At 69.0% G+C, this 25249-nt stretch carries 31 protein-coding genes and 3 pseudogenes; 20 read left to right on the forward strand and 14 right to left on the reverse strand.

All coding sequences use genetic code 11. From position 1 onward, the window contains the following. Positions 1–834: transposase family protein (locus AB0J12_RS37190; RefSeq protein ID WP_363269179.1), on the reverse strand; the 834-nt coding region annotated here is incomplete at its 3' end. A gap of 100 nt (positions 835–934) precedes the next feature. Continuing rightward, entirely contained in the window at positions 935–1618 is a 684-nt protein-coding gene (locus AB0J12_RS37195) for a hypothetical protein (protein WP_363269180.1), read from the reverse strand. Between the two features lie 280 nt (positions 1619–1898). On the opposite strand from AB0J12_RS37195, the gene AB0J12_RS37200 reads away from it, so the two are divergent. The 5 genes from AB0J12_RS37200 to AB0J12_RS37220 all read left to right on the forward strand — a co-directional run bounded on the left by AB0J12_RS37200 (position 1899) and on the right by AB0J12_RS37220 (position 7022). Continuing rightward, positions 1899–2795, forward strand: coding sequence for a hypothetical protein (locus tag AB0J12_RS37200; protein ID WP_363269181.1), 897 nt, complete (start codon positions 1899–1901; stop codon positions 2793–2795). Between the two features lie 603 nt (positions 2796–3398). Continuing rightward, positions 3399–4883 (forward strand): DEAD/DEAH box helicase family protein, encoded by a 1485-nt coding sequence (locus AB0J12_RS37205; protein WP_363269182.1) that lies wholly within the window; start codon positions 3399–3401, stop codon positions 4881–4883. 461 nt (positions 4884–5344) lie between these two features. Beyond that, a complete protein-coding gene (locus AB0J12_RS37210) occupies positions 5345–5848 on the forward strand; it encodes a hypothetical protein (RefSeq protein ID WP_363269183.1) in 504 nt (167 codons plus the stop codon). A 387-nt stretch (positions 5849–6235) separates the two neighbouring features. Further along, positions 6236–6595 (forward strand): hypothetical protein, encoded by a 360-nt coding sequence (locus AB0J12_RS37215; RefSeq protein ID WP_363269184.1) that lies wholly within the window; start codon positions 6236–6238, stop codon positions 6593–6595. A 241-nt stretch (positions 6596–6836) separates the two neighbouring features. Then, positions 6837–7022, forward strand: a complete 186-nt coding sequence (locus AB0J12_RS37220; RefSeq protein WP_363269185.1) for a hypothetical protein — start codon at positions 6837–6839, stop codon at positions 7020–7022. A gap of 68 nt (positions 7023–7090) precedes the next feature. On the opposite strand, the gene AB0J12_RS37225 is transcribed toward AB0J12_RS37220, so the two are convergent. Next, positions 7091–7651: a GNAT family N-acetyltransferase gene (locus tag AB0J12_RS37225; protein ID WP_363269186.1), complete on the reverse strand. Its 561-nt coding sequence runs from the start codon at positions 7649–7651 to the stop codon at positions 7091–7093. A 135-nt stretch (positions 7652–7786) separates the two neighbouring features. Between AB0J12_RS37225 and AB0J12_RS37230 the strand changes: the two genes are divergently transcribed. Next, complete coding sequence (locus AB0J12_RS37230; protein ID WP_363269188.1) at positions 7787–8092, forward strand: hypothetical protein; 306 nt, start codon at positions 7787–7789, stop codon at positions 8090–8092. On the opposite strand, the gene AB0J12_RS37235 is transcribed toward AB0J12_RS37230, so the two are convergent. The 3 genes from AB0J12_RS37235 to AB0J12_RS37245 form a co-directional block, all read right to left on the reverse strand. Beyond that, positions 8089–8232: a hypothetical protein gene (locus tag AB0J12_RS37235; protein ID WP_363269189.1), complete on the reverse strand. Its 144-nt coding sequence runs from the start codon at positions 8230–8232 to the stop codon at positions 8089–8091. The genes AB0J12_RS37230 and AB0J12_RS37235 overlap by 4 nt on opposite strands. A gap of 219 nt (positions 8233–8451) precedes the next feature. Further along, complete coding sequence (locus AB0J12_RS37240; RefSeq protein ID WP_363269190.1) at positions 8452–9030, reverse strand: hypothetical protein; 579 nt, start codon at positions 9028–9030, stop codon at positions 8452–8454. A 41-nt stretch (positions 9031–9071) separates the two neighbouring features. Further along, entirely contained in the window at positions 9072–10142 is a 1071-nt protein-coding gene (locus tag AB0J12_RS37245) for a site-specific integrase (protein WP_363269191.1), read from the reverse strand. A 124-nt stretch (positions 10143–10266) separates the two neighbouring features. Here AB0J12_RS37245 and AB0J12_RS37250 point away from each other — a divergent pair, with 124 nt between their 5' ends. Together AB0J12_RS37250 and AB0J12_RS37255 are read left to right on the forward strand one after the other, a co-directional pair. Further along, complete coding sequence (locus AB0J12_RS37250; RefSeq protein WP_363269193.1) at positions 10267–10659, forward strand: hypothetical protein; 393 nt, start codon at positions 10267–10269, stop codon at positions 10657–10659. Positions 10660–10665: 6 nt separating this feature from the next. Further along, positions 10666–10884: a hypothetical protein gene (locus AB0J12_RS37255; protein WP_363269194.1), complete on the forward strand. Its 219-nt coding sequence runs from the start codon at positions 10666–10668 to the stop codon at positions 10882–10884. 409 nt (positions 10885–11293) lie between these two features. On the opposite strand, the gene AB0J12_RS37260 is transcribed toward AB0J12_RS37255, so the two are convergent. Then, positions 11294–11692 carry a hypothetical protein gene (locus tag AB0J12_RS37260; protein WP_363269195.1) on the reverse strand — a complete coding sequence of 133 codons (399 nt, stop codon included), beginning with the start codon at positions 11690–11692 and terminating at the stop codon, positions 11294–11296. A 9-nt stretch (positions 11693–11701) separates the two neighbouring features. After that, positions 11702–11971: pseudogene (locus tag AB0J12_RS37265) on the reverse strand (dCTP deaminase); the annotation flags it as partial. 57 nt (positions 11972–12028) lie between these two features. On the opposite strand from AB0J12_RS37265, the gene AB0J12_RS37270 reads away from it, so the two are divergent. Together AB0J12_RS37270 and AB0J12_RS37275 are read left to right on the forward strand one after the other, a co-directional pair. Next, positions 12029–12190, forward strand: coding sequence for a hypothetical protein (locus tag AB0J12_RS37270; protein ID WP_363269198.1), 162 nt, complete (start codon positions 12029–12031; stop codon positions 12188–12190). A gap of 570 nt (positions 12191–12760) precedes the next feature. Further along, on the forward strand, positions 12761–13510 hold the full coding sequence (locus tag AB0J12_RS37275) for a recombinase family protein (protein ID WP_363269200.1): 750 nt from the start codon (positions 12761–12763) through the stop codon (positions 13508–13510). Positions 13511–13542: 32 nt separating this feature from the next. On the opposite strand, the gene AB0J12_RS37280 is transcribed toward AB0J12_RS37275, so the two are convergent. Further along, positions 13543–13842: a hypothetical protein gene (locus AB0J12_RS37280; protein ID WP_363269201.1), complete on the reverse strand. Its 300-nt coding sequence runs from the start codon at positions 13840–13842 to the stop codon at positions 13543–13545. A gap of 673 nt (positions 13843–14515) precedes the next feature. Here AB0J12_RS37280 and AB0J12_RS37285 point away from each other — a divergent pair. Beyond that, on the forward strand, positions 14516–14731 hold the full coding sequence (locus AB0J12_RS37285) for a hypothetical protein (RefSeq protein ID WP_363269202.1): 216 nt from the start codon (positions 14516–14518) through the stop codon (positions 14729–14731). A 40-nt stretch (positions 14732–14771) separates the two neighbouring features. Here the strand turns inward: AB0J12_RS37285 and AB0J12_RS37290 are convergent, their stop codons facing one another. Further along, positions 14772–14990 (reverse strand): hypothetical protein, encoded by a 219-nt coding sequence (locus AB0J12_RS37290; RefSeq protein WP_363269203.1) that lies wholly within the window; start codon positions 14988–14990, stop codon positions 14772–14774. 61 nt (positions 14991–15051) lie between these two features. Further along, positions 15052–15291: a hypothetical protein gene (locus AB0J12_RS37295; RefSeq protein ID WP_363269204.1), complete on the reverse strand. Its 240-nt coding sequence runs from the start codon at positions 15289–15291 to the stop codon at positions 15052–15054. Between the two features lie 865 nt (positions 15292–16156). Here AB0J12_RS37295 and AB0J12_RS37300 point away from each other — a divergent pair. From AB0J12_RS37300 to AB0J12_RS37320, 5 genes and pseudogenes are all read left to right on the forward strand, one after another. Next, the gene (locus tag AB0J12_RS37300) at positions 16157–16681 is read left to right on the forward strand and encodes a sigma-70 family RNA polymerase sigma factor (RefSeq protein ID WP_363269205.1); all 525 of its coding nucleotides are present in this window, start codon (positions 16157–16159) and stop codon (positions 16679–16681) included. Beyond that, entirely contained in the window at positions 16678–17388 is a 711-nt protein-coding gene (locus AB0J12_RS37305) for a hypothetical protein (protein WP_363269206.1), read from the forward strand. Before AB0J12_RS37300 ends, AB0J12_RS37305 begins: the two co-directional genes overlap by 4 nt. A gap of 89 nt (positions 17389–17477) precedes the next feature. Further along, positions 17478–17675 carry a hypothetical protein gene (locus AB0J12_RS37310; RefSeq protein WP_363269207.1) on the forward strand — a complete coding sequence of 66 codons (198 nt, stop codon included), beginning with the start codon at positions 17478–17480 and terminating at the stop codon, positions 17673–17675. A 62-nt stretch (positions 17676–17737) separates the two neighbouring features. Next, positions 17738–17965: pseudogene (locus tag AB0J12_RS37315) on the forward strand (XRE family transcriptional regulator); the annotation flags it as partial. Between the two features lie 91 nt (positions 17966–18056). Further along, positions 18057–18158: pseudogene (locus tag AB0J12_RS37320) on the forward strand (helix-turn-helix transcriptional regulator); the annotation flags it as partial. Here the strand turns inward: AB0J12_RS37320 and AB0J12_RS37325 are convergent. Further along, on the reverse strand, positions 18149–18349 hold the full coding sequence (locus AB0J12_RS37325) for a hypothetical protein (protein ID WP_363269235.1): 201 nt from the start codon (positions 18347–18349) through the stop codon (positions 18149–18151). The pseudogene AB0J12_RS37320 and the gene AB0J12_RS37325 sit on opposite strands and share 10 nt — an antisense overlap. A gap of 154 nt (positions 18350–18503) precedes the next feature. Then, positions 18504–18701: a hypothetical protein gene (locus tag AB0J12_RS37330; RefSeq protein WP_363269209.1), complete on the reverse strand. Its 198-nt coding sequence runs from the start codon at positions 18699–18701 to the stop codon at positions 18504–18506. Between the two features lie 121 nt (positions 18702–18822). Between AB0J12_RS37330 and AB0J12_RS37335 the strand changes: the two genes are divergently transcribed. The 3 genes from AB0J12_RS37335 (at position 18823) to AB0J12_RS37345 (ending at position 23115) form a co-directional block, all read left to right on the forward strand. Further along, on the forward strand, positions 18823–21300 hold the full coding sequence (locus AB0J12_RS37335) for a helix-turn-helix domain-containing protein (RefSeq protein ID WP_363269210.1): 2478 nt from the start codon (positions 18823–18825) through the stop codon (positions 21298–21300). Between the two features lie 571 nt (positions 21301–21871). After that, positions 21872–22123 (forward strand): hypothetical protein, encoded by a 252-nt coding sequence (locus AB0J12_RS37340; protein WP_363269211.1) that lies wholly within the window; start codon positions 21872–21874, stop codon positions 22121–22123. Beyond that, on the forward strand, positions 22120–23115 hold the full coding sequence (locus AB0J12_RS37345) for a hypothetical protein (protein ID WP_363269212.1): 996 nt from the start codon (positions 22120–22122) through the stop codon (positions 23113–23115). Before AB0J12_RS37340 ends, AB0J12_RS37345 begins: the two co-directional genes overlap by 4 nt. 572 nt (positions 23116–23687) lie before the next feature. Here the strand turns inward: AB0J12_RS37345 and AB0J12_RS37350 are convergent. Beyond that, on the reverse strand, positions 23688–24197 hold the full coding sequence (locus AB0J12_RS37350) for an endonuclease domain-containing protein (RefSeq protein WP_363269213.1): 510 nt from the start codon (positions 24195–24197) through the stop codon (positions 23688–23690). Positions 24198–24832: 635 nt separating this feature from the next. Between AB0J12_RS37350 and AB0J12_RS37355 the strand changes: the two genes are divergently transcribed. Continuing rightward, positions 24833–25240, forward strand: a complete 408-nt coding sequence (locus AB0J12_RS37355) for a hypothetical protein (RefSeq protein WP_363269214.1) — start codon at positions 24833–24835, stop codon at positions 25238–25240. Positions 25241–25249: the final 9 nt, after the last annotated feature.

Below are 25249 nucleotides of genomic sequence, written 5' to 3' on the forward strand. Positions count from 1 at the left end.
CCGCAGCCACCTCATAGACGGCTGCCTCGCCGAGACCGGACTGACCATCAGACCCGCCTGACAACAGCACGACACCACGAGTTCAACCTCAGTAGGTGACGCCGTGGGTGCGGCGAAAGGTCGCCGGTAACGACCGGGGGTGAAATTGGGGTACCCGCGGTAGCCCTCGTCCACCTCGGCTTTCACGTCGGGATGCTGGTGGAACAGCTCGGCGATGCCCTCGGTTCGCACCGCAGTTTGATCATGCATGCGGCCCGGGCGCATGACGCCGGAGAAGAGGGCGCGGCCCTGGTGGTCGCTGAAGGTGGTGGTCTTGATGGTGTTCTGCTTCTTCTTGCCCGAGACGAACGCCTTACGGCCCGGTCGTCCCGCCTGGGGGCGGCCGGCTTGGACTTCGGTTCCGTCCATGCACACTGTGATGTTCTCGGACTCGGCGTAGGCGAAGAGGTCCTCCAGGGTGCGGATGCGCAGCCCTGGGCGGTCGGGGACGGCGAAGCCTCGGGCGGCGAGCAGGGCACGGACTTCACGGATCCCGCCGGAGACGGTGGAGCGGTCCACGCCGTACAGCTCGGCCACTGCGGCGTGCGGCACCCCGAGCCGCAGGTACACGAGGGTGACCAGCAGCCTGTCTGTGAAGACCAGCTTCTGCCTGCGCCCGGCACCACGGGCCCGTCGGCGGGCACCGCCCCGCCGCTCGGCGCGCGCGGACTCACGGGCCGCCTCCCAGCGCGGCGCAAGTTCTCGAGCAACTTGCCGAAGTGCTGGCGGGAGATGCCGGGATACGGGCCTCACTCCGTGGTTCGGACGGAGTGGACTGCGTCGCAGGCGGGGCACACGGGGGACCTCCAAATAGTCGGTACGGCCCGTCTCTCGGACGGGCTGCGCCGACTTTGCGGGCGCAGGGGGTTAGGCGCGCAACCCGCTAACTTCGGTGTCACTTGTCGCCTCCGCCGGAGTTGCCACCCAGGGCCCTCGGGGCACCGTCAGCGGGCCCCCAGCCAGGGGCGGGAGTCAGTGGGGCGTCGTCGTCGGGCCAGCCGGTCGTGGCCGGGTGCTCTCCCTCATCCTCGATCTCCCCTTCTACGGCCTCAAACTCCTTCGTCAGTGCTTCCTCCCGGGCCGCGCGCTCTTCCTCATCTCGCTGGCGCTCTTCCTCCAGCTGAGCGATGTCGTCGGGGCCGATGCCCGGTCCGTGGCCGGTGATCGCCCACAACGCTTCGCCAAAGACGGCGAGCACCTTCTTGTCCATGACGTACGCGACGGCCCGCTGCCAGGAGGGATTGGATGGGTCGTAGATGGGCTGGATCGGGGCGGGGGTGCCCTCGGGCCACCAGCCCGCTCTCACCCCGCGCGGCATGGCACGTGACAGTGCGATGGTCGGTCCGCGCAGGGATCCGAACTCGGAGCGCAGTGCTTCGGCGTCGGCGTGCCCCTTGGCATTGACGACGAACTCCAGGAAGCGGCGTGCTGCAGCCGGGAGGGTCTGCAGGTACCGGGCGGCGCGCTCGGTGCTCCACTCCGTGTCGACGGCGACAGCCAGTTCGTCACGGTGCGCGGCGAGCAGGTCGAGGAGCTTGCGCTCGAACTCAGGTGACGCTCCCTCGATAACGATCCTCATGAGCCCTCCGGGCGATCCTTGCCGCGTTCTATGTGGGTTCTATATGGCGCACAAGTCTGCCAGGGGCTCCCACAGTCGTCGATGGAGAACTCTGTAGAACTCGGCGAGAATTCTGCACGCCTCTCGTGGTGCAGTCGATGCGATGTCATGTCGCCTCGGATAACGTGCCATATCCGAGGCGATAAAACGGACATGAGGAGTCGTCAACTCCGCTTCCCGGGAAGACTCGAAAGTGTCGAATCGGTCGACATGTCGAGTGAGTCGACATAGCGTGTGGGGCATGGACTCCACTGTCGACCCACTCGACACCGAACCGACGGACGTGCGCGGCGCCGCACTGGCCGCCCTGCGCGGTTGGGCCACCCGCCGCGACCGCCTCGCCGACAACCGCGCCGATCTAATGGCCGCCGCCTGGTGGGCGGGCACCCGCACCGTCGCCGAACTCGCCCGCGCCGCCGATGTCTCCCGCGACACCGTCTACGACGACCTGCGCGCCCGCGGCGTCGAACCCACCGACAAGACCGCCGAGCCCGCCGGCACCCTCCCGGCCTACGCGCCGCTCACCGCCGAGCCGGTGCGGGAACTCGCCCACCAAGCCTGGTCCCTGGTCCGGCCCGCGATGCTCACCGAGCGACCCGACTGGGTCACCAGCGCCGCCTGGCACCTGAGCATCGCCCTGGACCGAATCGGCATCCTGCTGGAGGACTCCACCAACCCCGACCGGAAGGTGGACGCAGGCGAGAGCCTTCTCGCGCAACTGGCCGCTGCTCAGGAGGCCGCACAGAAGCACTGGGTCGAACTAGACACCCCCTACCAGGAGCATCTGACGGCGTTTCGGACCGCCGTACCCGTCGGCGGTGAGGGTCAAGCCGTTATCCACGGCGTCGACCTGACCCTCCGCCAGCCCAAAGCCGGAGAAACCTCCAGCGTCAGGTTCCACCCCGATCCCTTCGAGCCCGCCGGATGGACCGCCGTGAGCAGCGACCACCCGCAGCTGGAAACCCAGCTCACCACCGCCGACCGCCTGGCCATCCAGACCGCCGTGCACACGCTCGGCCGCCTCCTCAACCGCCGCCTGCGCCCCGACGACAGCGACAGCAGTGACCCAGCGATGTCCGAGCCCGGCCCTACCGTTCCTCCCGTGCGGCCCTGGCCCCGCACGGACACCCAGCCGTAGTCCGCCGCGAGAGCACTCATGATGAACACCGACGAATAAGCGAGCGCGCGGGCAAGGAACTGCCCAAGCTCATCGCGCTGCGCGACGCCACGCTGAAGCTGATCGAGGCGGAGACCGATCACGACACCCCTGACGCGCAGCTCGACCCGCTGCGCGCCGAGGTGAACCGGCTCTACGACGCCTACGTCAAGGCGCACGGCCCGATCAACCGCTTCACCCTGGCCGAGGACCAGGTCGACGAGGAGACGGGGGAGAAAGCGGTCAGCCGCCACTACCCGCGCCTCGGTGGGTTCCGCCGTGACCCGGACTTCGTGTCCGTCCTCGCCCTGGAGGACTTCGACGACGAGACGCAGAAGGCGGACAAGGCCCCGCTGCTGCTGCACCGGGTCAACCGCCGCATCGAGCGGCCGACGTCGGCGGAGACGCCGGAAGAGGCGCTGTCGCTCTGCCTGAACTACAAGAACAAGGTCGACGTCCCCACCATCGCGCAGCTCCTCGGGATCGAAGAAGGCCAGGTGCCCGGCGCCGCTCGGGGACCTGGCCTTCCCCGACCCGGACAGCGACGAACTGCTGACCCGCGGCGCGTACCTGTCCGGGCCGGTAGTGGACAAACTGGAGCGCGCCGAATTCCTGCTGTCGCAGGGCCGCGACGACCTCCAGCGGCACGTCGACGCCCTGCGCGAGGTGCAGCCGGAACCGCTGCCGCCGGAGGACATCAAGGCCAAGCTCGGCGCCCCGTGGATTCCGGTCGAGGACGTCACCGCGTTCGCCCAGGAGATGCTGGGCGTCCGGGTCGACATCATCCACGTGGCCAAGACGGCGACGTGGAACGTCGACATGCCGATGACGATCCCGGAGGCCGCGACCAGCGAGTGGGGCACGTCCCGCGTCAACGCCTTCGAGCTGCTCGACCTCGCGCTGAACGGGCAGGCCCCGAAGGTCTACGACACCTTCCGCACGGCCGACGGCGGCTCGCTGCGGGTGCGCAACGACAAGGAGACGATGCTCGCGGAGTCGAAGATGACGGCGCTGATGCGCCGCTTCGCGAGCTGGGTGTGGGAGGACCCCGACCGGGCGGAGCGCCTGGCCACCGACTACAATCGCATCTTCAACTCCACGGTCCTGCCCAAGCACGACGGCTCCCACCTGACGGTAGACGGCATGCACCCGGAGTTCAAGCCGTACGAGCACCAGTGGGACTTCGTCCAGCGCGTGCTGAGCGCGGAAGAGGGCTCGCTGTGCCCGTACCCGGTCGGCGCCGGCAAGACGGCCACGATGTTCATGACGGCGGTCAAGCTCAAACAGCTCGGCCTGGTCAACAAGCCAATGATCGTCGTCCCGAACCACCTGCTTGAGCAGATCTCCCGGGACGGCAAGAAGCTGTTCCCCAACGCCAAGATCCTCATGGCGGGCAAGAAGGACCTCGCCGACGCCCGCTCACGGATGCTGTTCGCGGCCCGGTGCGCCACCGGCGACTGGGACGCGATCGTGATGACGCACAACTCCTTCGGCCGCCTCGGGGTCCACCCCGTCACCGAGGCCACCTACCTGGAGGAGCTGGCCAACGAGTACCGCGTCGCGCTGAGCGCGATCGACGGCGACGGCGCCAACCAGCGGCGGATCAAAGAGATCGCCAAGATGGTCGACCGGTACGACGCCCGCGCGTCCGACCACGCCATGTGCCCGTGGCGCATGGAACAGCGGCTGCTGTGCCCACTGGTGCAGCAGCCGCTTCGTGTCTCCCCCTGGCCACCGGCCACCGGAGTGCCGGAGACGCAAGGTGATCCGGGTGCTCATCCTCCGCGCGTGGACTACGCATGCGCCCTCAAGAGGCTGCCCCAGACCGTTGACCCGGCCGCCGGCGACCCGGCCGCGCCACCGCCCCTGGGCCGGCGACGTGTACGACGAGGGCGACGAGACCGATCCCGCCCAGGCGTACGCCGCGTTCTCCGGCGCCCACCGCGAGCAAGCCATGGTCGCCGCCAACGGCCACCACTATCGCGAGCGACGTCGACGCCGACTTCCACGACCAGCTCCGGTGCCATGAGGGGTGTGACCGAGATACGCGCTAGAGGGGCAGCGGAATGATCTTGAAGCTCTGAGAGGAGAGGTCCGGCCCGTCGCCGGGTCATGATCTTGGAGCCGGTAGAGGCTTCGTTCCGCAGGCGACGGCCAGCAGCAAGGATCCGAGCAGGGCAAAGTCTCTCGCAGCAGCCGCATCGTTCTCAGCGGCTGGGATCAGAAGACGATGATCCATACGGAGAGGGTCGCCTCGGCCGCAGCGGCAGTTGTCTGGGGGATGAAGGCCCTTCGCGCAGGTCAGACAGCCTGGTCCGCTGTCAGGCAAGTAAGGCAAGTGCGACTCGGCTCGTCTGCGAAGTGTTTCGACCGAAACACTTCCTGGACTCCTGTTCGGCGTAGCCGCACTCGGCTTGGCGCCGCCGTTGCCGAGCGCGGCTACGTCACGCCGACGTGCGGGTGATGCTGCGGGGTGGCCTGCATATCCCGACAGATTCGGCGCCTACGGTGCTCCTATGATGCCTATTCCAGTGACCACCACCCCGTTGGTGACCGACTGGATTCTCGCCTGGGCAACCATCGCTGGCGCCGTCGGCACCGTCAGCGCGCTATTTACCGCAATCGCCCTCGTCAGGCGGGAGGCGCGGCGAGACCTAGCTCAACGGCAGAACGAGCGGCGAGCCCAGGCCCGGCTCGTGTACGGCTTCATCAGCCTCCCCGACGGTGCCGAGCCCACCATCTTGATCGTGAATGACAGTGACCAGCCGATCTACCGGTTGTGGGTGATGAGACAGAGGGACCTTAAGGACTTTTGGCACCTCATGATCCCCGGCAAGCAGCGCGTCATGATGACCGTGGATAGTGACGAGGCCAGCTGGTACGAGGCGTTTGCCTCCACCTACGCCCGCCCTGTCGAATTCGAGTTCACCGATGCGAACAGCATCACTTGGCGCCGCACACGCGACGGCCAACTTCTGGAGCTCACCCGGTTCGGGGAAGCCGTCCCTGGCGCGTCTCCCGCACCGATCCGATGAAGCCGGGCCCTCGCCGACGGGTGTGAGCAGTTGCGGCACTTTCTGTACCGCTACTACTCACACAGGCCAGCAGCAACAGGGGGTGCCGAGTGAGCGGTGCCGCCTTCTACCTGTGTGCGGGGAGCATCGGCTGCCCAACTTGTGACCTTGTTTCGGTCGAAATGAAGTTGGGGCCGACACGGATGTGCCCAACGTGCCTGACAACCCTCGGATATCCGTCAGGCATGTGGGTCCGAAGGGCACTTACCTAACGTGCCTGACGCTCATTCGGCACCCGAGATAACGACGGCGACGTGGTGCGCGAGTAGCGGCCCTCGTCGACGGAGGTGTCCGCCTCGAACTCCACGACGAGATCGGGACGCACGGGGTGGACCTCAAGGTCACCGCGTGCGCTCCACCCGGCGAGTCGTCCGCCTCGACATGCGCCACCTGTACCCCCAGCCCGACGGCACCTACGAAGTCCGGGCACCCGACTACGACTACGAAGCCCTCGGCCCGCAGCACGTCCTGGAGCCCCTGACGGTTAGCGCGTTGAAGGCGTACCTGCCCAAGCGGCCCACCCCAGCCGCCGGCGAGCACGCGGTGATCCTCGGCCAGGGCGGCCGGCCCATCGTCTCCCGCTACCCCAACATGCTGATCCGGCAGATGGCCGCCACCCACCCCCTCCTCGCCGACCGCAGACCACCCGTCATCGCGGACGTCGTTGCCCACACCGGCTTCTTCTGGGACACGCCCCCGGCAAGCTGAGGCCGCCGCTCGGAGAAAGTTTCTCAATTCGTGAACCCCGTTGGGGCAGACCCATCTTCGTAGTTCACGAGCCTGCTACCTGCACAAACGCCCCTTGCGGGACCACGATCGGGCGGGCACGCTTCTGTGACGGGCGCTCAGCCCGACCGCGCGGCAGGACCTCCCGCCCTTTCAACGCCTGGCCGGGCAATAGGGGCGGAAGGTCCCCGCGCGGGTCCCCACACGGAAAGGGAGACCACTCATGCACGACGACACTAGCAAGTCGACAAGCGACGACAACAAGGACGAGCCGGAGGGCCGCAGGCAACGCTTACGCCGGCGAATGCGGGAGTGGCAGATCGGCCAGCAGGTCACCCGCGGCCTGGCCTACGGCGTTGGCAGCGGTGCCGTCAGCCTGATCGTGCTCTGGGCGCAGGCCCGCTACTGACCACTGCTGTCGCTGGGGGCGAGCTGCGTTACGCCAGCTCGCCCCCAGCAAGACCAGCACGCCACGCGCTACTGCACGAACTTGTCGATGACGTGGCTCGCGTAGCGCCGTAGGGCGGCCTGGTAGCAGCGCGGGCAGGGCTTCAGCGGGTTCCGGCGGGTCGTGTGTCGGCAGGTAGCCCTCACGCCAGCGGCCATGGTTCGCAACGCTTCCTGGTTCCTTGCCTCTTCGTGGGGGAAGTTGTCCTCCAGGCCCAGTTCGAGCTGGCTGGCGAGCGCTTCGCCGCCGGGTGAAAGCGGGGTCTTCAGCGCCAGCTTGGTCGGACTGTGGCGCATCAGTTCCTGCAGGGCGAGGGTGGCCAGGCCGCGGTGGCGGAAGTCGGGCTTGACGTAGATGATCTCGACGGCGTTGTTGTGCCGGTCCAACGACAGAAAGCCCGCGTGCTCGTCGTCGACTTTGATGAACATGGTGATCAGGTAAGGGGCCACGGGGTTTCCGAAGGCGAGTTCCTCGATGCGCTGGAACTCCTCCAGGAGGTAGTCCGTGTACATGGCCTCGAGGATGCTGCCGTCTTCGGCGTTCAGGCGGAAGCCCTCCAGGGTGACGCCGTTGCCGAGCTGAACCGCCATGATCTCCTCCTTGCGCGCCGGACCACTCCGTGCGGCCCGTCCGCGTATTGTCCTCGGAGCTCTACACGCCCCCCGAATCGGCGAAGCAGTCCCAATACCACCCCAGCTGACCGTGGGCCCGCTACGCTGCCGTCCGTGACCCAGCGCAAGCCCCGCTACGGCGCCGCCCGCTCGTGCCCTATCTGCCGCAAGCCGCTCGGCAAGGCCGCCACAGCCAAAGCCCGGTCGGGCAAGACCTGCCACGCCTCCTGCCTCACCCAAGCGCAGAAGGCCAGCAGCGGAAAACCGGCGGCGCCGCGACAGTGGAACACCGCGGCCGCCGAGCGCGAGTTCGCCCGCAACAAGGCCCGCATCGAGGACGGGCAGACGTTCCGGGCCCGCCAAGCCACCGGGTGGAAACTCGGCGGGTCCCCGTCCACCGCGGGCGAGATCAAGCGCTAGCCCTGCGAACGTCGGTGCCGGCCCGTGCCCGGGCGCAGCACCCACCGGACCACCTGAACCAGATCACCCCCGAACACCCGGATCAGGTCGTACCAGTGCAGCACGGTCTCGGTGTGGTGGATCAGCTCGTGAATCGGCATCGCACGCCTCCAGGCGCCTCGGTCTGCTGTCACCCTTTCCGAGGCGCCGACCCGCTTCCGACAGGAGGAGGCGACGCGTGCTACGAGTTCATGCCGGGTGCGTTCATCCAAGGATCCCCTGGTCAGAGCCGGAAGTGATAATCCCGGGCCCGCGGAGAAGGGCGGCCCCGGGACGGTCTGGGCGGTGGGCTACTACCAACGAAAGCCGGAGTGTCGTTGTCAGGCCAGGAGCGGATGCCGCAGGTTCAGCAGGAGGTACAGATCCGTGCTGCCGTACGCCCATCGGGCCACTCCGCCGTCTTGCTCCAGATGCATCAGGGTTCGGCTGGGCATGGTTGTGCCCACCTCCAAGGGGATCCGGGAAGGCCGCACAAGGACTGGTGCTGTGACGGGTTCCGACTTCTGGCAGCCGGCGGAGAAGGCCACGCTTGTTGATCGGACTGCGGTGATGGCGTCTTTCCAGGAAATCGTGCCGTCTTCGTCCGCTGCGTTCTGGTCCAGGTCCAGCTCGGCACTGAACGGATCTGGCAGATCCTTCAGGGCAGCCGCGTTCACATCTCGATCGGCGTCGGGGCGAGGAGCGGCGGCGACCTCGACTTCCACCAGCGCGTAGCGGCCGGCGCCGACCGCCGCATGGATGTCGAGGAAGGCCGCGACTTGATGGACGGGCCACTGTCCGGGTTCGGCTCGGTGCATCTGCCCCACTGCGGCCACGTAGGAGGGGCTGAAGTGGTTGCCGTCTGCTAGGCGCTTGCGTGTGCGGACGAACGCTACGGCGGTGTCCTCCGTGCTGAGCATGCGGTCGAGGATGGCGTGGGCGCCGCGTTCGTGTGAGGTGGTCACAGGCCGATTCCGATCAGTGCGTTGTCCTGCTCGTCCCACTGGTCGACGATCTGCATGTAGCCGTCGAGGACCTTGGAGCCGGCCTTGTGGCCGGTGATGGCGGCGATGGCCTTGCGGTCCTTGCCGCGGCGGCGGGCTTCGGTGGCCATGCCGGAGCGCACCGAGTGGCCGGTGAACAACTCATCCACCCCGGCGCGCAGGCCTGCGGCGGTGATGATGTCGCCAGCGCGTTGCGGGGTGAGTCCTTGAGGTTGGACTGCGCCGGTGTGGTGGATGCGGCGGAAGGCGTGCCGGTCGGGGTCGGTGATGCCGGCGGCGGTGCGCCAGGCGTGCCAGGTCCGGACAGGGCACGTGTCCGGGTTTCGGCCGTAGGGGACGGGCACGGTGCGGGGGTCGGTCTTGGAGACGGCGACGTGAACGAGGAGGCCGTGCTCGTCGTCGCGGATGTTCCTCAGGCGCAGGCCGGCCAGCTCGGCGCGGCGGGCGGCGATGGAGAAACCGAGGAGGAGCATGGCGCGGTCGCGGAGGCCGAAGATGTCGGTGTCGCACTTGGAGACGATGAGGCGGAGTGTGTCGATGCGCAGGGCGGGGGCCTTGCCGCGGCCGCGCTCGGGTTCCTCCGCTTCGGCGGCCTTCTTGCGGTAGTCCTTCAGCAGTTCCCGCGCGGCGCGGGTGGCGTCGGGGTCGACGAGGACGTTGTAGGGCGGGCGCCTGAGGGTGACGACGACGCCGGCGAGTTTGCGGTCGATGGTGGAGTAGGCGCGCTTCTCCTGCTCCCACAGGTATTTGACGAAGGCTCGGAGGGTTCCGCGGGTGGCGGCGGTGGGTGGGATGCCGAGCTGGGCGCAGAAGGCGGTCCAGGTCTTCCAGTCGGAGGCGTAGGAGCGGGTGGTGTTGTCGGGGCGTTGGTCGGCGGCGTGTTCGTCGGAGGCGGCGTCGAGTGCGGCGAGGTGTGCGCGGAGGTCGTCGTCGAACTCGGCGGGCAGCAGGGGACAGTGCCCTGCTGCGGGGACGGGGAGTGGTCTGTCGTCGATGAGTTCGGCTTCGACGATCTCGGTTTCTCTCACGTCACTTCACTACCGATCTTGGCTGGTGATATGTGAGCTTATCGCCGGTCAGGAGCCATGCCCGTCCGTGCCGTTGAGGGGAGAACACCTTGCCGTCAAACCTTACGAACCTTAAGGTTTCTTCATGGAGAAGAGTCTGGGCATAGAAGCCGCCCGCGCGCGGCTCGGTGATATCGCCGACCACGCCCGTACCACGGGTCAGGTCACCGCGCTCACTCGACATGGCCGCACGGTCGCAGTCATCGGACCCGCCCACGCCGTCCAACCCGCTGGAAGCGTCAAGGTCACCCTGTGGCTCGGCGACGACGACCAGGTGTGCGTCCTCCCTGCCCTCCCCCACATCGGCGAGACGTTCCTTGTCGAGACGACCAACGGAAATGAGGACTACTGGCTCGTCACGAACATCCAGTGGGACCTTCGACCGGACGAGGAGCCGTCCGTGAACGTCCTGTGCGATCTAGCCGATGACTACAGCGCCTGGCTCAGCGCCCACCGCCCCATCCCCGATCAGAAGTGAGGGCTAGTGAACAAGCTTGAGACGCTGGAGCATTCGGTGCGAACCATCGGCGGCCTGTGGGACACCCAGCGGGCCGTCACCGCGCTCCGGGACGCCGGCCAGGGTGAAGGCGACAAGCGGCAGCAGGAGAAGCGAGCACGCTGGGCCCTCCGCAAGCTCGCGGATGCCGGCCTGCTTACCAAGCTGCAGGATCGACCCGTCCAGTACCGCGCCATCGAGAAGTGAGGACACCAGCCGTGACAAACGCATCAGCCAGCGAAGACCGACCAGATGTACTCGAGGAAGTCATCCAACGGCTGGCCAGGTTGCTGAGCAGCTAGCCACCGCAATCGTTTCTCCCGAATACGTGGAGTTGAGGGCATTCACGCCAGCGGAGGCTGGCGCGCTGAGTAAGACGGAGAACTGGGTCGTCGAGTCGATTCAGGCTCGGCGGATCCCCTTCACATACATCGGGAAGTCGCCTCGACTCACGGCCGCCCACATTCGATGGATTCAGCAAAGCGGTGAAGTGCGCCCAAAGCTCTCGGTCAACCCGACCTCCGAGAAGTAGAACGCTGGTCCCCGCGCGACGGTGCCCCGCCTGAGAGAAGCAGGCGGGGCACCGTCATGCACGGTAGCCGATCAGCGCGGGATCTCAGTCCTCAGACGAGGGTTTCCGCATCCTCCGCTCCACCTCTTTGCCGTCGTCCTCCATGAGGTCGGCAGGCGAGTACAACTTTGCCTCAGGAGGGAACGCCGTGTGCACGTCCAGCGTCCCGTCATCGATCAAGTCGAGCGCCCTGACGTCGGCACGTGATCCGGCATCGGCGCCGTCCCGCACGACCAGGAGAACCATCTCCCGCGCGTCACACACGCTGTTGTCGCAGTACAGCTCGATGCGGCCGGGATCCTGATCGTTGTCCGACTCGGAGCGCTTGACGCTCTGGCCGCCGCAGAACATGCACTGCACTGAGTTGGGCTCGACGCCATGCGTGGTCTGAGGTTGATGACTGCGCAGCCACGGGGTGGACCCCGTCTCCCATGCGTTAGACATGGCCGCACCCTAGTCGCGGGTGGAGATCGAAGTTCGGTGAAACTCCCGCCACGACCGAGAAGCGGTGGGCCCGCGCTGTCCCTGATACCGCGATCCCCGGACCGCGCTGCCGTAGGGGAACTCCGCTGGGCCACTCAGCTCGAACACCGCGAGCTGCCCGATCTTCATGCCCGGCCACAGCACGATCGGCAGAGGCGCCAGGTTGGCCAGCTCGAGGGTGATGTGGCCGACGAAGCCGGGATCGATGAACCCGGCCGTGGAGTGCGTGATCAGACCCACGGGCCAAGCACGGACGCCTCGGGGTCCGGCGCGTCGGCCAACAGATTCTCAGCCTCCGTGGCGATCCGCATCTACCGGGCGCTCGCCGAGCACGCCAAGCGCGAGGCGTACCCCGAAGCCGTCGAGGCGGCACACGCCGACTTCGCCACCATCAGGCGGACGCTCGGCGCCGGCGGCCGCGCCGACGAAGATCTGCCATCGACTCGGGAAGCCACCTAGACGACGGTCTACGGCCTCGAAAGCAACGACCGTTGTCGTGACCACCGCCGCAGACAGTGCCACCACCTGCTGCGGGCTCATGGTGGGTCGACTGATCACTATGAGCCCGCAGCCCGACTACGGCTGTTCTTCCGTTTCGGATGACCGCTGGCGGGCCCAGCGTCCGCGAAGACGTGCGGCCCCCCAGGCAGAAGCGCTAAGGACCAGTGCAGCGCCGAGACTGCCGAGGAACTCAGGCAGTGAGGCACGAAGGAGTTCGTACATGAAGCACCAGGGCACACCGAAGGACCCCCGAGTGTGCCCGTCTTCTTCCTGTACGAAGTGGTGAGCGGCGCCGACCGCCCCGGGGGGTCTCGGGGCGCTGTGGGTAGGTGGCGGCCCGGACGTCTCGGCTGGGACGGCGATCCAGTCGAGACAGCCGGGTGAGGTCGGCAGTACCGAAGTATGCCGCCCGGCTGGGGTGGCCCTTCACGGAATTGCGGCTTCCGGCAGGCATGCGGTAGTGCCTGGAGGACTTTGGGTGTCACAGTTATCGCTGGGGATGTCAGTCCCCTGCGGCACCATGCCCGCATGGAGCTCGTCGGGTGTATCCGCGTCAGTACCGACCGGCAGGTGGAGGACGGCTTCGGCCTGGCGGTCCAGGAGAAGGTGATCCGTGCCTGGTGCCGGCAGCAAGGCCACGCGCTCAGGGGTGCTGTGCATCGGGACGAGGGGTACTCAGGGACGCTTCCCGCTCCCGAGCGCCCCGCGCTGGCCGACGCACTCAGCGAAGTAGAAGACGGCCAGGCAGCGGGGATCGTCGTCGGCAGGCTCGATCGGCTTGCCCGTCGTCTCGTGACGCAGGAGGCCATTTTGGCCCAAGTTTGGAAGAGCAACGGCCACGCCTTCACCACTGATCAGGGCGAAATCCTTCAGGACGATCCTGAAGATCCCATGCGCACGGTCATGCGGCAGATGATGGGCGTCTTCTCCGAACTGGAGCACTCGATGATCGTGGCCCGGCTCAGGGCAGGGCGCAAGGAGAAGGCAGTCCAGGGCGGGTACGCATACGGTGCTCCGCCCTATGGGTGGCGGGCTGTTGGCGGAGAACTTGTCGAACAGCCCGCCGAACAGGTCGGTCTCGCCCGAGCTCGGGAGCTACGGGCGGCGGGCACATCACTCCGTGAGATCTGTCGTCGGCTTGAAGCGGAGCAGATTCCGCCCCGGCGCAGCGACCGATGGCACCTGGAGGCTGTGCGCCGGATGCTCCAGCATCAGGCGCCATACACCCTCCGCCGACGGACACCCCCTGGAGACGATGCGTCGCTCGAACGCCGGTAACAGTGACGCCAGGTCGTATATCTGTGGAGCAGCTACTCGGCCCACCACGCGTCAATGTTGTCCAGGCGGAAGCGCACCACCCGCGGGGCGCCGGACGTGATGCCCGCGCCTTCCATTGCGCGCAGGTGCAGGAAGTACCCGGAGCCAGCTCGGTGGCTCTCCGTCAGCTCGCCCAGTGGCGGCAAGGACTGCGCGAAGCGATTCGGAGGGACCACACGACCCTTGAACCGGACGCCCCCCACCACGACGCACAGTTGGTACGGGCCACCGGGCGGATCCCCGTATGTCACATCTTGCTGAATCTCATGAAGCACTGTGTCGAGGTAGTCCATGGAGCTAAGCGTGGGCTCCCGGATGGTCTTCGGCATGTGCTGATAGCCGTTGAGCCCCTGTTGACTGGCAGAACCCGTGAGCCACGACGGACCCGTGCGGTTCAACCTCGTGGTTGCGGCACCCTGCGGCCGGTGTCGCCTGGTAGGAGGGCGTCCCGGCCATGATGGTGTTCTCCGGATCCGTGAGCAGGCCCCGTGCGTGCCGCACCTGTTCCTCGTTCATCGCGGGTGGCCGGCCGATGCGCTCCCCGCGGGCCCGCGCCGCCGCCAGGCCCTCGTGGGTGCCCTGCACGATCAGACCGCGCACCCGGGTGCCGCCCGAATCGGTTGTTGGACGCCCTCTCGCGGTGGTCGGTTAGCTGCCATGCTCAGCGTTCCAGGTAGAAGTCGAGCAGTGCCTCCCGGGCTCTGGCACCGATGAGGAACCACCCGAGTACGGCGGCGATGTCTCCTTCGTATGGCATGCCGAAGACCTTGAAGAACGCGGCGTACCCCGCCGGAAGCGAACCGCCGCCAGCGCAACGGAGACTGCCCGGAACCGTGCCGCGCGGAGGGCCCCGGACGCCCCACCGGTGGCGCGCACCGCCAAAACGTCACGTGATGACGCCGCGGCGGCCGCGCCCGTACACGGGGGCATCGAGCCCCGCCCGCAGCGGACGGCATCGGCCGCGCCGTGACCCGCGCAGCGAAGTACGCGGGCCTGACCGGACGCCGCATCACCGGCCACTCCGGCCGGCGGGGCTTGGTCACCACCGGCCGCAAGAACGGAAAGCGGGTCGAGAAGCTGCGCACCCAGGGCGGCTGGTCGGCCAACTCGCCGGTGTTCTGGGAGTACATCGACGGGGGCGAGATGTTCGAGGACGCCGCCACTGACGGAATCGGCCTGTGACCAGTCCTGCGTGCCCGTAGCCGTACGGGTCCAGCAGCCGTCACTGCGTGATATCGCGCCACCAGGCGGCCACGCGGCTGTCCATCCAGTAGAGCACCTCGGCCTTGCCCGTGGTGCTGTCGGAGTCGCCTTGACTGTCCTCGATGGGCCAGCGCTTCTCCTTGAACAGCTGCGCGGAGATGCGGCTGAGAGCTGCGTGCTCGTTGCTCTGCTGACGCTCAGGAAGTTTCGAGCGCTCGAGAATCTCCGTGAAGGTCACCTTCTCGTCGGGGCGTTCAGCGGTGGCCTCGAGACATTCTGGCCGTGACGCAGACCCTCGTTCACGGTGAGCACAGGCTCCCGAAAGGTTTCTCTATTGCCGAGTTGGACGGGAACTGAAAGGAGACGCCGAGCGGGATATCGACGCGGCTGTACGGCGCGATGGCCGTGAGCTGCTCTGGCTCCGTGCGCCGGTCACGATGATGACCGAGCGCGGCATGGCCGCCCCGGCCGCCGGTGGCAGCGTCCTCGCGCGGTTCGAAGCCATCCTCGCCGCCGTCGCGCCCGAGTTCGCCGGACACGTCCAGGCGGTGAAGTTCGACGCGGACACCGTACGCCTGGACGTCGCCCCCGACGCCCCGGCGTACGGCACGAAGGTGCGCTGGATCGCGCCGAAGCTGATCACGCCGGCCAACGAGCAGGTGCCGAACGCGGGCGTGCGCACCCTGCACGTCCTGCCGCCCACGCCCGGGAAGACCGCCCCCACCACGGCGGCCGCCGGTCCGGCCGCGCCGCCGTCCCGCGTGGATCCGGCCATCGCCCAGGCGACGGAGCGGCAGACCGCCGCGCTGCAGGAGCTGGCTCGCCGCGCGTTCCCCGAAGCCCGACGACTTCCCGGCCAATGCGCCAGCCCCGATCGAGCAGGCCCGCGCCCAGTGGCGCCGTCAGACCGCGGCCACCGAGGCCGCTGCGCTGGGCCGGGCCCGAGAGGAGAAGGCCGGCCGCCAGGTCCTGCCGCGGCGCCTGGAACAGACGGTGTGACCGAGGGTCGAGAGCGCGCAATTCGCGCCGTGAGGACACCGGGCTCCAGGGGCCGCCGGGCCGAAGAGCGGGGCGGCCCCTCCGGGCCTAACTCGTCTGCCAAGGAGCAGAGTTTGGCGAAATTCACTCGATGGTGGCGAGAAGTCACCCACGCATCGGGAGCACCCCCTTGTGACGTCGATCACGCAACGCGCACGCGTCACCTCTTTGAGTGACTGTCCATGCAGGTCAGAGGGACGCCGACCGCTCCATTGATCACATTGGGCGCCGAGCCGACCGCACTGCGTGAAATTCGTAAGGCCGCGCATGCGTGTTCGGCCGATTGGGCCGGTTGAGTGATCCCCAGCGGTGCCTCGGGAGCCGCTCTTTCCGTCAGCCCTCAACGAAGAGGACCGAAGACACCCCATGACCGACGACGTTCGTGAGGACGGCCACATGCCGGTGGCCGAGGAGGCCCCGCTCCAGCTCCCTCTGGAGTTCGAGGCCCACTACCTCACCAACCAGGAGACGTTCCACGACTTCGCGCTGAAGATCCTGCTGACCAACGAACGGGCGGAGAAGGCCGTCCACCGCGCCTACGTGGAGATCCGCACCCGCTGGGACACCCTGCTCACCGAGCCGGACCTGCAGGCGCAGACCTGGCAGATTCTGCGCCGCGCCATCATCGACGAACTGATCGGCGGCTGCCGCGAGGAACTCGCCGCGCGCGACAGCGGCATCGGCCTGTACCCGGCCCTCGCCAAGCTGCCCCCGCGCCAGTTCGACGCGATCGTCCTGCGCTTCATCGGCAGGTACGACACCAAGAGGATCGCCTGGTACATGGGCCTCACGCCCGGCACCGTCACTCACCACATCCGCAAGGCCCAGGAGCGCCTCGCCCCCATCCACCGCCGCGCCACGCGGCCGATCAAGAAGGAGGACGCCCAGTGAGCGACACCTGGGAACAGCTCTTCGCCGACGCCGACAACGCCGTCTGCGAGCCCCGCCGCGCCTTCGATGTCGGCGCCGGGCTGCGCCGCATCGCCCGCGACACCGCTCACCTCCCGTCCCCCGACCCGGCACCCATCGGCGGCCACCCCAGCGCCCGGCGCCGGCTCGGCGTCATGACCCGGGTGGTGGTCACCCAGGCCGGGGCGGCCGCGCACATGGAGGAGCTGACCGCGCTGCTCGGCGGCGACGACACCGTCGCGCAGTTCGACGGCTGGACCGACGGCGTCGACATCGAGGGCGTCCAGGTCTTCGCCTGCATGCTCTACCTCGCCCACCACCCCGAAAGCGCCCGCTTCTGGTGGCGCTTCGCTGCCGGCGCTGGCTCCAGCGGCGCGGCGTACTGCCTTTACCTCGACCACCTTGCTCTCGGCGACGAGCGTGAGGCGAAGTTCTGGAAGCGGCAGGTGACCGCTCTGTTCTGCCCGGATACGCCCCGGGATCGCGAAGTCGACACCCAGGCGTTCCTCAAGGCGCTGGAGCACTTCACCAACGACTCCGCCCGCCGCGACGCCAGCAGGGCAGTCCTGACCGGCGGACTGGAGGCCGACGTCGACCAGCTGGCCGACCATCACACCGCCGACGGCCTGGTCTGCCGCCCCGACGCCCGCCTGGCCGACCGCATCCACGAACTCGCCGGCCGCCCCTGAAACGCAGGAGTCCAGCTCGGGGCCGAAGGTTCCTAGGCCGCCCAGCCCCCGCCGGACCACACAGCGCCCCGAAGAACGGAGCACCTACCGTGAAGACTAGCCGCCACACCCGCACCGAGGACAAGACCGCGCGAATCCGCCGCACCCGCACCACACAGCAGCCCTCCCGAATCCGCCGCGGCCGCCGACGCAGCGCCCTCATCTACCACGCCCTGCGAGGCGCCGCCTACGCCACCGGCGCCGGCACCGTCGGTCTCGGGTTCTACCTAATCCAGCAGCAGATCTGACTCCTGCGAACCAGACACTCGGCGGACCGCAACGTCTTGGTGCGGCCCGCCGCGCGTCTGCCGTCGGCACGACCGGCGACGGACGGTTCCGGCGACTCACCGTGCACCTCCCCCCGGAGTACGCGCAGCGCCTCTTCAACGCCCGCGACGCCGGGGCCAGCGACCAGCAGATGCGCGGAATCATCGCCGAAGGGTTCAAGGAGATCTATTTCCAGGACGGCGGCGGTCGCGCTACGGGACTGTCCGACGTGGAAATCAACGACATCGACTACCTGGACCTCGACTACTAATCCGGAGCCATCCTGTGGCGCATTACCTGGACGATTGAGCCGAAGCACGGTAGTTGTCACATAGGCAGGCTGGTTGTCACCGACGGCGTTCGACGAAGTGGCCACCGCGCTGAAGGTGCGCCGGGCCACGGTGTCCGGCTGGGAGTCCGGCAAGACCGAGCCCCGTCCGCCTGAGCGCGACGCCTACGCTCGGCGCACCGGGCGGCCCTCCCACGCAGACAGTTCGGCCCGCGTCTCGCGGTCCGCTGACTTCACCAGGCCAAGGCGCAGGAGGAGGTTCCGCCCCTGCGGCGTGATGTCCGTGTCCAGCACCGAAACGTGCTCGGATGCCGCCTGCCGGGCCCGCGCGGACTCGACCATGCCGAGCGTCGCCTCCGTGTGCACGCTGCCTCCGTCTATCGTCCACCCCCGTCGATCCCCTGGACGAGGGTGCCGCAGCCTTCGGGAGCAGAGGCGTTCGGCACCGGTTGCCACGCGTTCGTGTGATGTGTGCACTGGGCAGGTGACAGCGGCAGACGGAGAAGCGAGCGCCTCGTGACTAAGTGAGCAGGGCGGCGAGGGCTGCGGTCACGGTGGCGGCGAGGGTGATGACCGCGGCGAAAGTGATGGCGGCGCGAGTGAAGGCGGCGGGGTAGGTGGCGCCGTCCATGCGGGCGAGCTTGCCCGCGCCGGCCGCGGCGAGTAGCCCGACGACGATGACGAGTGCGATGGTCAGCAGGACGATGGCGACGGCCACGACAGACTCCCTGTACAGGGTGGGGTGTTGACCTGGTCGAAGGTCGCGGAATCGGTGTGCGCTGTGGTGCGCCCGGACGAAGATGGACAGCGGAGAACACATCAGCTGCGGGGGCGAGCACGTGCGCGACGAGCAAAACGGCCACAATCCGGCACTCACCGAGCTACGCCGGAGGCTGGCCGACGGGCGGGCGCAGGCCCGGCTGAAGCAGACGCAGCTCGCCGCCCGGGCGGGGCTGGGGCGCACGACCGTGTCGGAGGCACTCTCCCCCAAGAAGCCTGCGCCATCGAGGGAGACGGTGGCGGCACTGGCCCGCGCGCTGAAACTGCCGGTCGAGGAGTTGTTGGCGCTACAGCGGGATGCGGCGGGGAGCGGAGGGCAGAGCGGCGGAAGGTCGGGGCCCGGCAGGCTGATCGCCGAGTGGGAGCCGCACGATCTGGAGGTCCACCCCGCGGGGCCGGGACGGGCGGCTTCCGGCTCCGGTTCGTCCGGGACGCGGGCGCTGCCGGGTTACGTGCTCCGCGAGCATGACCGGGTGCTGGCCGGAGCGGCCAGGGACGCGGCGGCCGGCCGCAGCCGGATCGTGATCCTGGTGGGCACCTCGTCGACGGGGAAGACGCGGGCCTGTTGGGAGGCCGTGCAGCCGCTCGCGCAGAAGGGATGGCGGCTGTGGCATCCGTTCGATCCGACCCGCGCGGAGGCCGCGCTGGAGGACCTGCACCGGGTTCAGCCCCGCACGGTGGTGTGGCTGAACGAGGCCCAGCACTACCTGGGCGACCGGGCGGCCGGGGAGCGGATCGCGGCGGCCGTGCACCACCTGCTCGTCACCTCGGAGCGCGGGCCGGTCCTTGTACTGGGCACCCTCTGGCCCGAATACGCGCACCAGTACACAGCCCTGCACGCCCCGAATGAGGAAGATCCACACAGCCGGGTGCGGGAACTGCTCTCCGGACACACCCTGACCGTCCCCGACGCCTTCGACGCCCAGGCCCTGGCCGCCGCAACCGCCGTCGCCGAGGACGGCGACCGGCTGCTGGCTGACGCCCTCACTCGGGCCAGCACCGACGGACGCGTCACCCAGGACCTGGCAGGCGCCCCCGCACTCCTCAACCGCTACCAGCACGCAAGCCCAGCCGCCAAAGCTCTGCTGGAAGCGGCGATGGACGCACGCCGCCTCGGCGTCGGCCTCCACCTCCCGCAGGCTTTCCTCATCGACGCCGCCACCGACTACCTCACCGACAGCGACTACGATCAGCTCACCGACGACTGGGCGGAACAGGCGTTCGCCACCCTGGCCCAACTCGTGCACGGCAAACAAGCACCCCTGCGCCGCACAACCCCGCGAGCCCCACGGCGCCCCTCCATCCCCTCCATCCCCTCCATCGTTGCCGACACCCCCGCCTCAGCGCCTGTAGGGCCGGTGTTCCGGCTCGCCGACTACCTCGAACAACACGGCCGCACCACTCGAAGCCGACTGTGCCCGCCCGCCTCCTTCTGGCACGCCGCCCACACTTGCCTCACCCACCCCGACGACCTGTACAACCTTTCCAAAGCGGCCTGGCTCCGCCACCGCCTGCAATGGGCCCACCTTCTCAGCCACCGTGCCGCCGACCACGGCAGCACCGACGCCCTGCGCCTCCTGGCCGACCAGTGCAAGAGGGGCGGGGACCGGGAAGGGGCGGAACGTCTCCTGCGGCTGGCCGCCGACGGCGGCAGCATCGACGCCCTGCACGACTTGGCCGTTTTGCTGGACGAGGCCGGAGAGCGGGAAGGTGTGCAGCCCCTCCTCCGGCAGGCCGCCGACGGCGGCAGCATCGACGCCTTGTACCGCCTGTCGCAGATGCGGGAGCGCGCCGGAGACCGGGAGGGCGCCGAGAACCTGGCTCAGGAAGCCGCCGACCACGGCAGCACCGGTGCCCTGCTCCTCTTGGCCTTGGGACGGAAAGACGCTGGGAGGGCGGAACACCTCCTCCGGCAGGCCGCCGACCACGGCAGCGCCATCGCCCTGACCCACCTGGCGATCGCGCGGGGGGCGGCCGGGGATCTGGAAGACGCCGCAACCCTGGCCCGGGAAGCCGCTGCCCACGGCAAGGCCGACGGCCTGTACCGCTTGGCCGTGAGGCAGGACGAGGCCGGGGACAAGGACAGAGCCGAGCGCCTCTTTCAGCTGGCCGCCGACGGCGGCAGCATCCACGCCCTGTACCGCCTGGCTGTGGGGCAGGACGTGGCCGTGCTCAAGGAAATGGCGGAGCGCCTGTTTCGGCAGGCCGCCGACCATGGCAACATCCACGTCGTGTACCGCCTGGCGCTAGCGGCGGAGGCGGCCGGGGAGCGAGAGGGCGCCGAAACCCTCGCCCTGATGGCCGCAGACAATGGCGACCCAGAAGCCCCCTACCGCTTGGTCATGATGCGGGAGGAGGCCGGGGACACGGAAGGAGCGCAGCGCCTCCTTCGGCAGGCCGTCGACCACGGCTGTACCGACGACATACTCGAAACACTGTGGCCGCACGGCTTGGACCCGGACGGCACGCCGACACCCCCATGGCAACGGTCGGAATACGCCCCACCCGACCAACACGTACCGCCCCGCACGCCGTAGCGGCCGCCGTATAGGGTGGCGGCACGGCCGCAGCTCGGTGCATTCCGCTCCAGGCCACCCACAAAGCCGAGATCGGTCGGCCTCCGCCGTGTCGCGAGACGGAGGCGCACTTCATGCGAAGTCGCTGAGGCCCGGCCCGTTCCCCGGCCGTGCCCGGTAGGGCTTTACGCCCTCAGAGCGATCTTCGTTGGACTCGGTGTGACTGACTTCGACGCAAAAGCACGATGAGAGTTGAGTCGGAATCACGTGCGTGGAAATGCATTCTGATCTGGTGTCATCTGTTGTGTGCCTCTCAGGGACATGGTGTGCATTCCCCGCCCCCTTACCCCTGCATGGGGGTCGGTGCGCTCAAATCGGTGTCTGTCGCCGTTATGACGATGTCCGGGCCGCCGGGCCGCTCAACTGGTTGAAAACCGGGCGGTGTTGTGCTCGGCGCCGCGCCGGATCCTGATTCCGGATACCCTCCACTTACCCGGAATCAGAAACCCGGGGACACGACAATCGGCGCGCGCGGGATATCCGCGTGCGCAACGGCTTCGTCCAGAAGCCCTGAGCGTGCAAGGGGGAGAGGATGACGACGGAGATCCCCGGGCCGCAGCCCGTGGAAGACCCGCTCGCGACCGGACGGCACCTGCTGGAGGCCGAGGCCGCCCGGCGCGGGATGAGCGTCGCTGACCTCGTCAACCGGCTCGCCCGCGAGGGCCGCTACCCCGCTCCGGCCGCGAAAGCCGTGACCGAGGCCCGGCGCGGCGGGGCCGTCAGGGCCTGCCTTCCCGCCGGTACCGATGTCACCGGCGGCACTGGGCCGGAGGGCGCCGCGTGAGCGCCGCGCCGCAGCAGCGGCCCGAACTGCGTTTTCCTCCCGTCGAGAACGGCCTGGACTACCTGGTCGACGTCACCAACCGGCTCGCGACGGCACCCGGGGTGGATCCGACGCCGAGGGACCTGAAGTACGCGGTGCGCAGTCTGCAGGACGCGACCGAGACCCTCCTCAAGGCCCGGCTCCAGCGCGAGCACTGGACGCTGGTGTTCTCCAAGCCCGACGGCGCCTCCCGCGCCCGGTTCGACAAGAGCGACTTCAGCACCTGCACCCTGACCGAGGCCATGGACCGCCTCCAGAGGATCGCTGGGGTGGCGCTGCCGGCCAAGGGCATCGCCGCGGTCAAGAAGCTGTCGCGCGACCGCAACGCTCTCGCCCACTGGGGACTGACCGCGAGCCCGGCCGCCATCGAGGCCCGCGCCGCCGCCGCGCTTGACTTCCTGCTGGTCTTCCTCGACACCCACCTACTGCCCGGGCTCGACAAGGCCGAGACCGCCGCGGCGACGACGACCATGAACGTGGTGCGTTCCCAGCTGCGTGGGATCACCGCCTACGTGGACAAGCGCACCAAGGACATCCGCCCCGGCCTGGCCCCGCTCACGGCTGTCACCGTGGAATGCCCGGAGTGCGCGCAGCCCGCCCTCGTCGTGGGCGACGGGCAACCGGCCTGCCGCTTCTGCCTGCTGGCCTGGCAGGACCCGGCCGGGGCGGCGCTTGACTACGCCTGGATCGTGCGCGGCCAGACCCCCGACGACCGGGTCGACGGGCTCCGCCCGGTGCAGGTCTGCCCGACCTGCGAGGAAGAGGCGCTGGTGCTGGAGGCCGCCACCGTCGCGGCGGCACCGGACACCGTCCGGCTGTGCCTGGGATGCGGCACCGACCACACCGACACCGAGCTGCACGCCTGCGAGGGCAGTTGCGGCTTGCTGCTGCCCGCCGACTTCCCCAGCTCGCTGTGCGACAACTGCACGGCAGCGGCGTGGGAGGGGTTCTGACGATGCCCCAGCACCACCGGCAGGTGACCGCCGGCGACACGGTGAGCGAGCGGCAGCCCTTCGCCGTTTGCACGACGGCGGGCGCCCTCTTCAGTGACGCGGCGTCCGTCACGTCGCTCCCGCGCCCCGCCCGGACACGCTGCGGCCGCCGCTGGAGACCCTGACCTGGCAGGCCCCGCCCGCCGCTGACGACGACACCCAAGGGCCCCGGCCATGACATCGACCGAACTCGTCCCCGTCCCGAGCCGAACCCCTCTGCTGCGCCGCCGCCGCGCGGAGCCGGACGTGTGCACCCGCAGCGGTGAGCGGACTCGGCGTCCGCCGCCCGCAAGCTCATCGACGCGGTACCGCAGCACACACGCGACTTCCCGGGACACCCGCTGGCGCTCCTACAGCCTGTGGTGCGCCACCTCCCAGTGGCCAACTCAACGCGGTCCTGTCCTACCTGTCCGACCTCGGCGACCGCAGCCACCCCAGCAAGACCTTGGAGGCGCACGTCGGTACCCTCCGGGCCCTGCGCGCCGTCCAGAAGGCGCCGCTCTCCCCGGCGGAGATCAAGGCCTGCCGCCTCGTTATCCGGCACCGCGCCGGGGAGGAGGCCGACGATCGCCTGGTGGAGCCGGGTCCGCTGCAGGCCGACGCCGTCGACCTGGACGAGCTGCGCCGTGGGCGAGTTCCACGTGACGGACCCACGTCTGGCGTCGCCATCGGCGGCCGCGGTGGCGGTGGCGCTCGGTCGCCTCCAGATGCTTCTGGGCGATGGCGACGTGGTACCGGCCGGGCAGGGTCCGCCGTTCCAGGCAGCCGCGGCACTCCAGCAAGTGCAGCACGGCCCCCTCCTGCCGCTCCAAGAAGCTGCCCGGGGAACTCTTCCCCTTGAAGGCGTTGCAACTGCCGCAGAGAGGCCCGCGCAAAAAGCCGTGCTCGTGGCAGTGATCCCACGCCGTCGCAGGGCTCTCCTTGCACAACCGGCACAGGTAGTCGTCGGCCCGTGTGCCGCGCCGGCGCAGCGACTCGTAGAGGACGCCCCGCAGGTGGCCGGTGTACAGCTGGCAGGCTTCCCCGGCGGAGGGCGGGCACATGGTGAACGTACCCCGTCCTGGTGTTGTACCGCCTCCAACCGCCCCAGTACGGTCCCTGCGCCCCGCAGGAGCAGAGCCGGGCCCGGGCGGTCAGCTCGCTCTCCCGCTGCTCCCAGCGGCCCAGCAGCTCCGGGATGTCGCGGTACGGGGGCAGCTGCACGTCGACGACGTCGTCCAGGCCCAGCTCCAGCTCCGCGAAGGCCCGGCCGGCGGCGCGGATGTCCCGCTCGTCGTACATCCAGCGGACCTTGTGCCTGTAGCAGCGCTCGGCAGGGCCCTGCCCGCGCGCTGCCCCGGGGCTGGTGACCGTGGCGCAGTGGCATCGTTCGTTCTGCTCTGCTGCAACAAACCGGTTTAACTGTTGCTACCGGCCGTTGCCGCGTCGTCGTCCGGGCCGCTGGCCTGCTGGCCCTCGCCGAGGACGTGATGCGACGCGCCGCCGTCTACGAGCGCGAACGGGGCAGCAGCTGGGACGAGATCGGCGACGCCTTGGGCATCACCAAGCAGTCCGCGCACAAGCGGTTCGCCGGCGCCGTCGAGACCTGGCGGGCCCCCTTCGACCGTCCGGCCCGGCTGCTGCCCGACGGCACGCCCGACGACGAGCGCATCCCTACGGCGTCCGCTACGCCCCGGGCGTGCCCGACCCGAAGTACGGCACCGCCGAGAACCAGGCCCAGCGGCTGGAGCAGTGGCTGCTGCAGCACACCGGCCCCGCCGACCACTGGTACGGAGACGAGCACCCGGTGACCGGCGGCCTGCCCCGGCACACCACCACCTCCATGCTCGTGCTCACCGACGGGGTCGGGCACCGGCTGCTGCACGACCAGCTGGTGCCCGACCCGCAGGCTCAGGCCGACGTCTGCGAGCGCCGGGTGGCGCTGTACGAGCGGCTGAGCCGCGAGGGCGACGCCCCGCCCGAGGCCGCCGAATGGATCGCCAAGGACCGCGCCCGCGCCGCTGCCCTGCGCGCCACCCCCGGCAACGGCGTCCCCTGGCAGACCATGGGCGACATTGCCGCCACCCAGGAGCAACCGGAGCCGTGACCGGCTCGG

The sequence above is a fragment of the Streptomyces sp. NPDC049915 genome, assembly GCF_040656475.1.
GTDB lineage: Bacteria > Actinomycetota > Actinomycetes > Streptomycetales > Streptomycetaceae > Streptomyces.

Bases quoted from the DNA above. Each gene is read 5' to 3' on its own strand.
- AB0J12_RS37195 (WP_363269180.1), bottom strand. From the start codon at position 1,618: ATGAGGATCGTTATCGAGGGAGCGTCACCTGAGTTCGAGCGCAAGCTC.
- AB0J12_RS37200 (WP_363269181.1), top strand. From the start codon at position 1,899: ATGGACTCCACTGTCGACCCACTCGACACCGAACCGACGGACGTGCGC.
- AB0J12_RS37220 (WP_363269185.1), top strand. From the start codon at position 6,837: ATGCACGACGACACTAGCAAGTCGACAAGCGACGACAACAAGGACGAG.
- AB0J12_RS37225 (WP_363269186.1), bottom strand. From the start codon at position 7,651: ATGGCGGTTCAGCTCGGCAACGGCGTCACCCTGGAGGGCTTCCGCCTG.
- AB0J12_RS37235 (WP_363269189.1), bottom strand. From the start codon at position 8,232: ATGCCGATTCACGAGCTGATCCACCACACCGAGACCGTGCTGCACTGG.
- AB0J12_RS37240 (WP_363269190.1), bottom strand. From the start codon at position 9,030: ATGCTCAGCACGGAGGACACCGCCGTAGCGTTCGTCCGCACACGCAAG.
- AB0J12_RS37250 (WP_363269193.1), top strand. From the start codon at position 10,267: ATGGAGAAGAGTCTGGGCATAGAAGCCGCCCGCGCGCGGCTCGGTGAT.
- AB0J12_RS37260 (WP_363269195.1), bottom strand. From the start codon at position 11,692: ATGTCTAACGCATGGGAGACGGGGTCCACCCCGTGGCTGCGCAGTCAT.
- AB0J12_RS37275 (WP_363269200.1), top strand. From the start codon at position 12,761: ATGGAGCTCGTCGGGTGTATCCGCGTCAGTACCGACCGGCAGGTGGAG.
- AB0J12_RS37280 (WP_363269201.1), bottom strand. From the start codon at position 13,842: ATGGACTACCTCGACACAGTGCTTCATGAGATTCAGCAAGATGTGACA.
- AB0J12_RS37300 (WP_363269205.1), top strand. From the start codon at position 16,157: ATGACCGACGACGTTCGTGAGGACGGCCACATGCCGGTGGCCGAGGAG.
- AB0J12_RS37340 (WP_363269211.1), top strand. From the start codon at position 21,872: ATGACGACGGAGATCCCCGGGCCGCAGCCCGTGGAAGACCCGCTCGCG.
- AB0J12_RS37350 (WP_363269213.1), bottom strand. From the start codon at position 24,197: ATGTGCCCGCCCTCCGCCGGGGAAGCCTGCCAGCTGTACACCGGCCAC.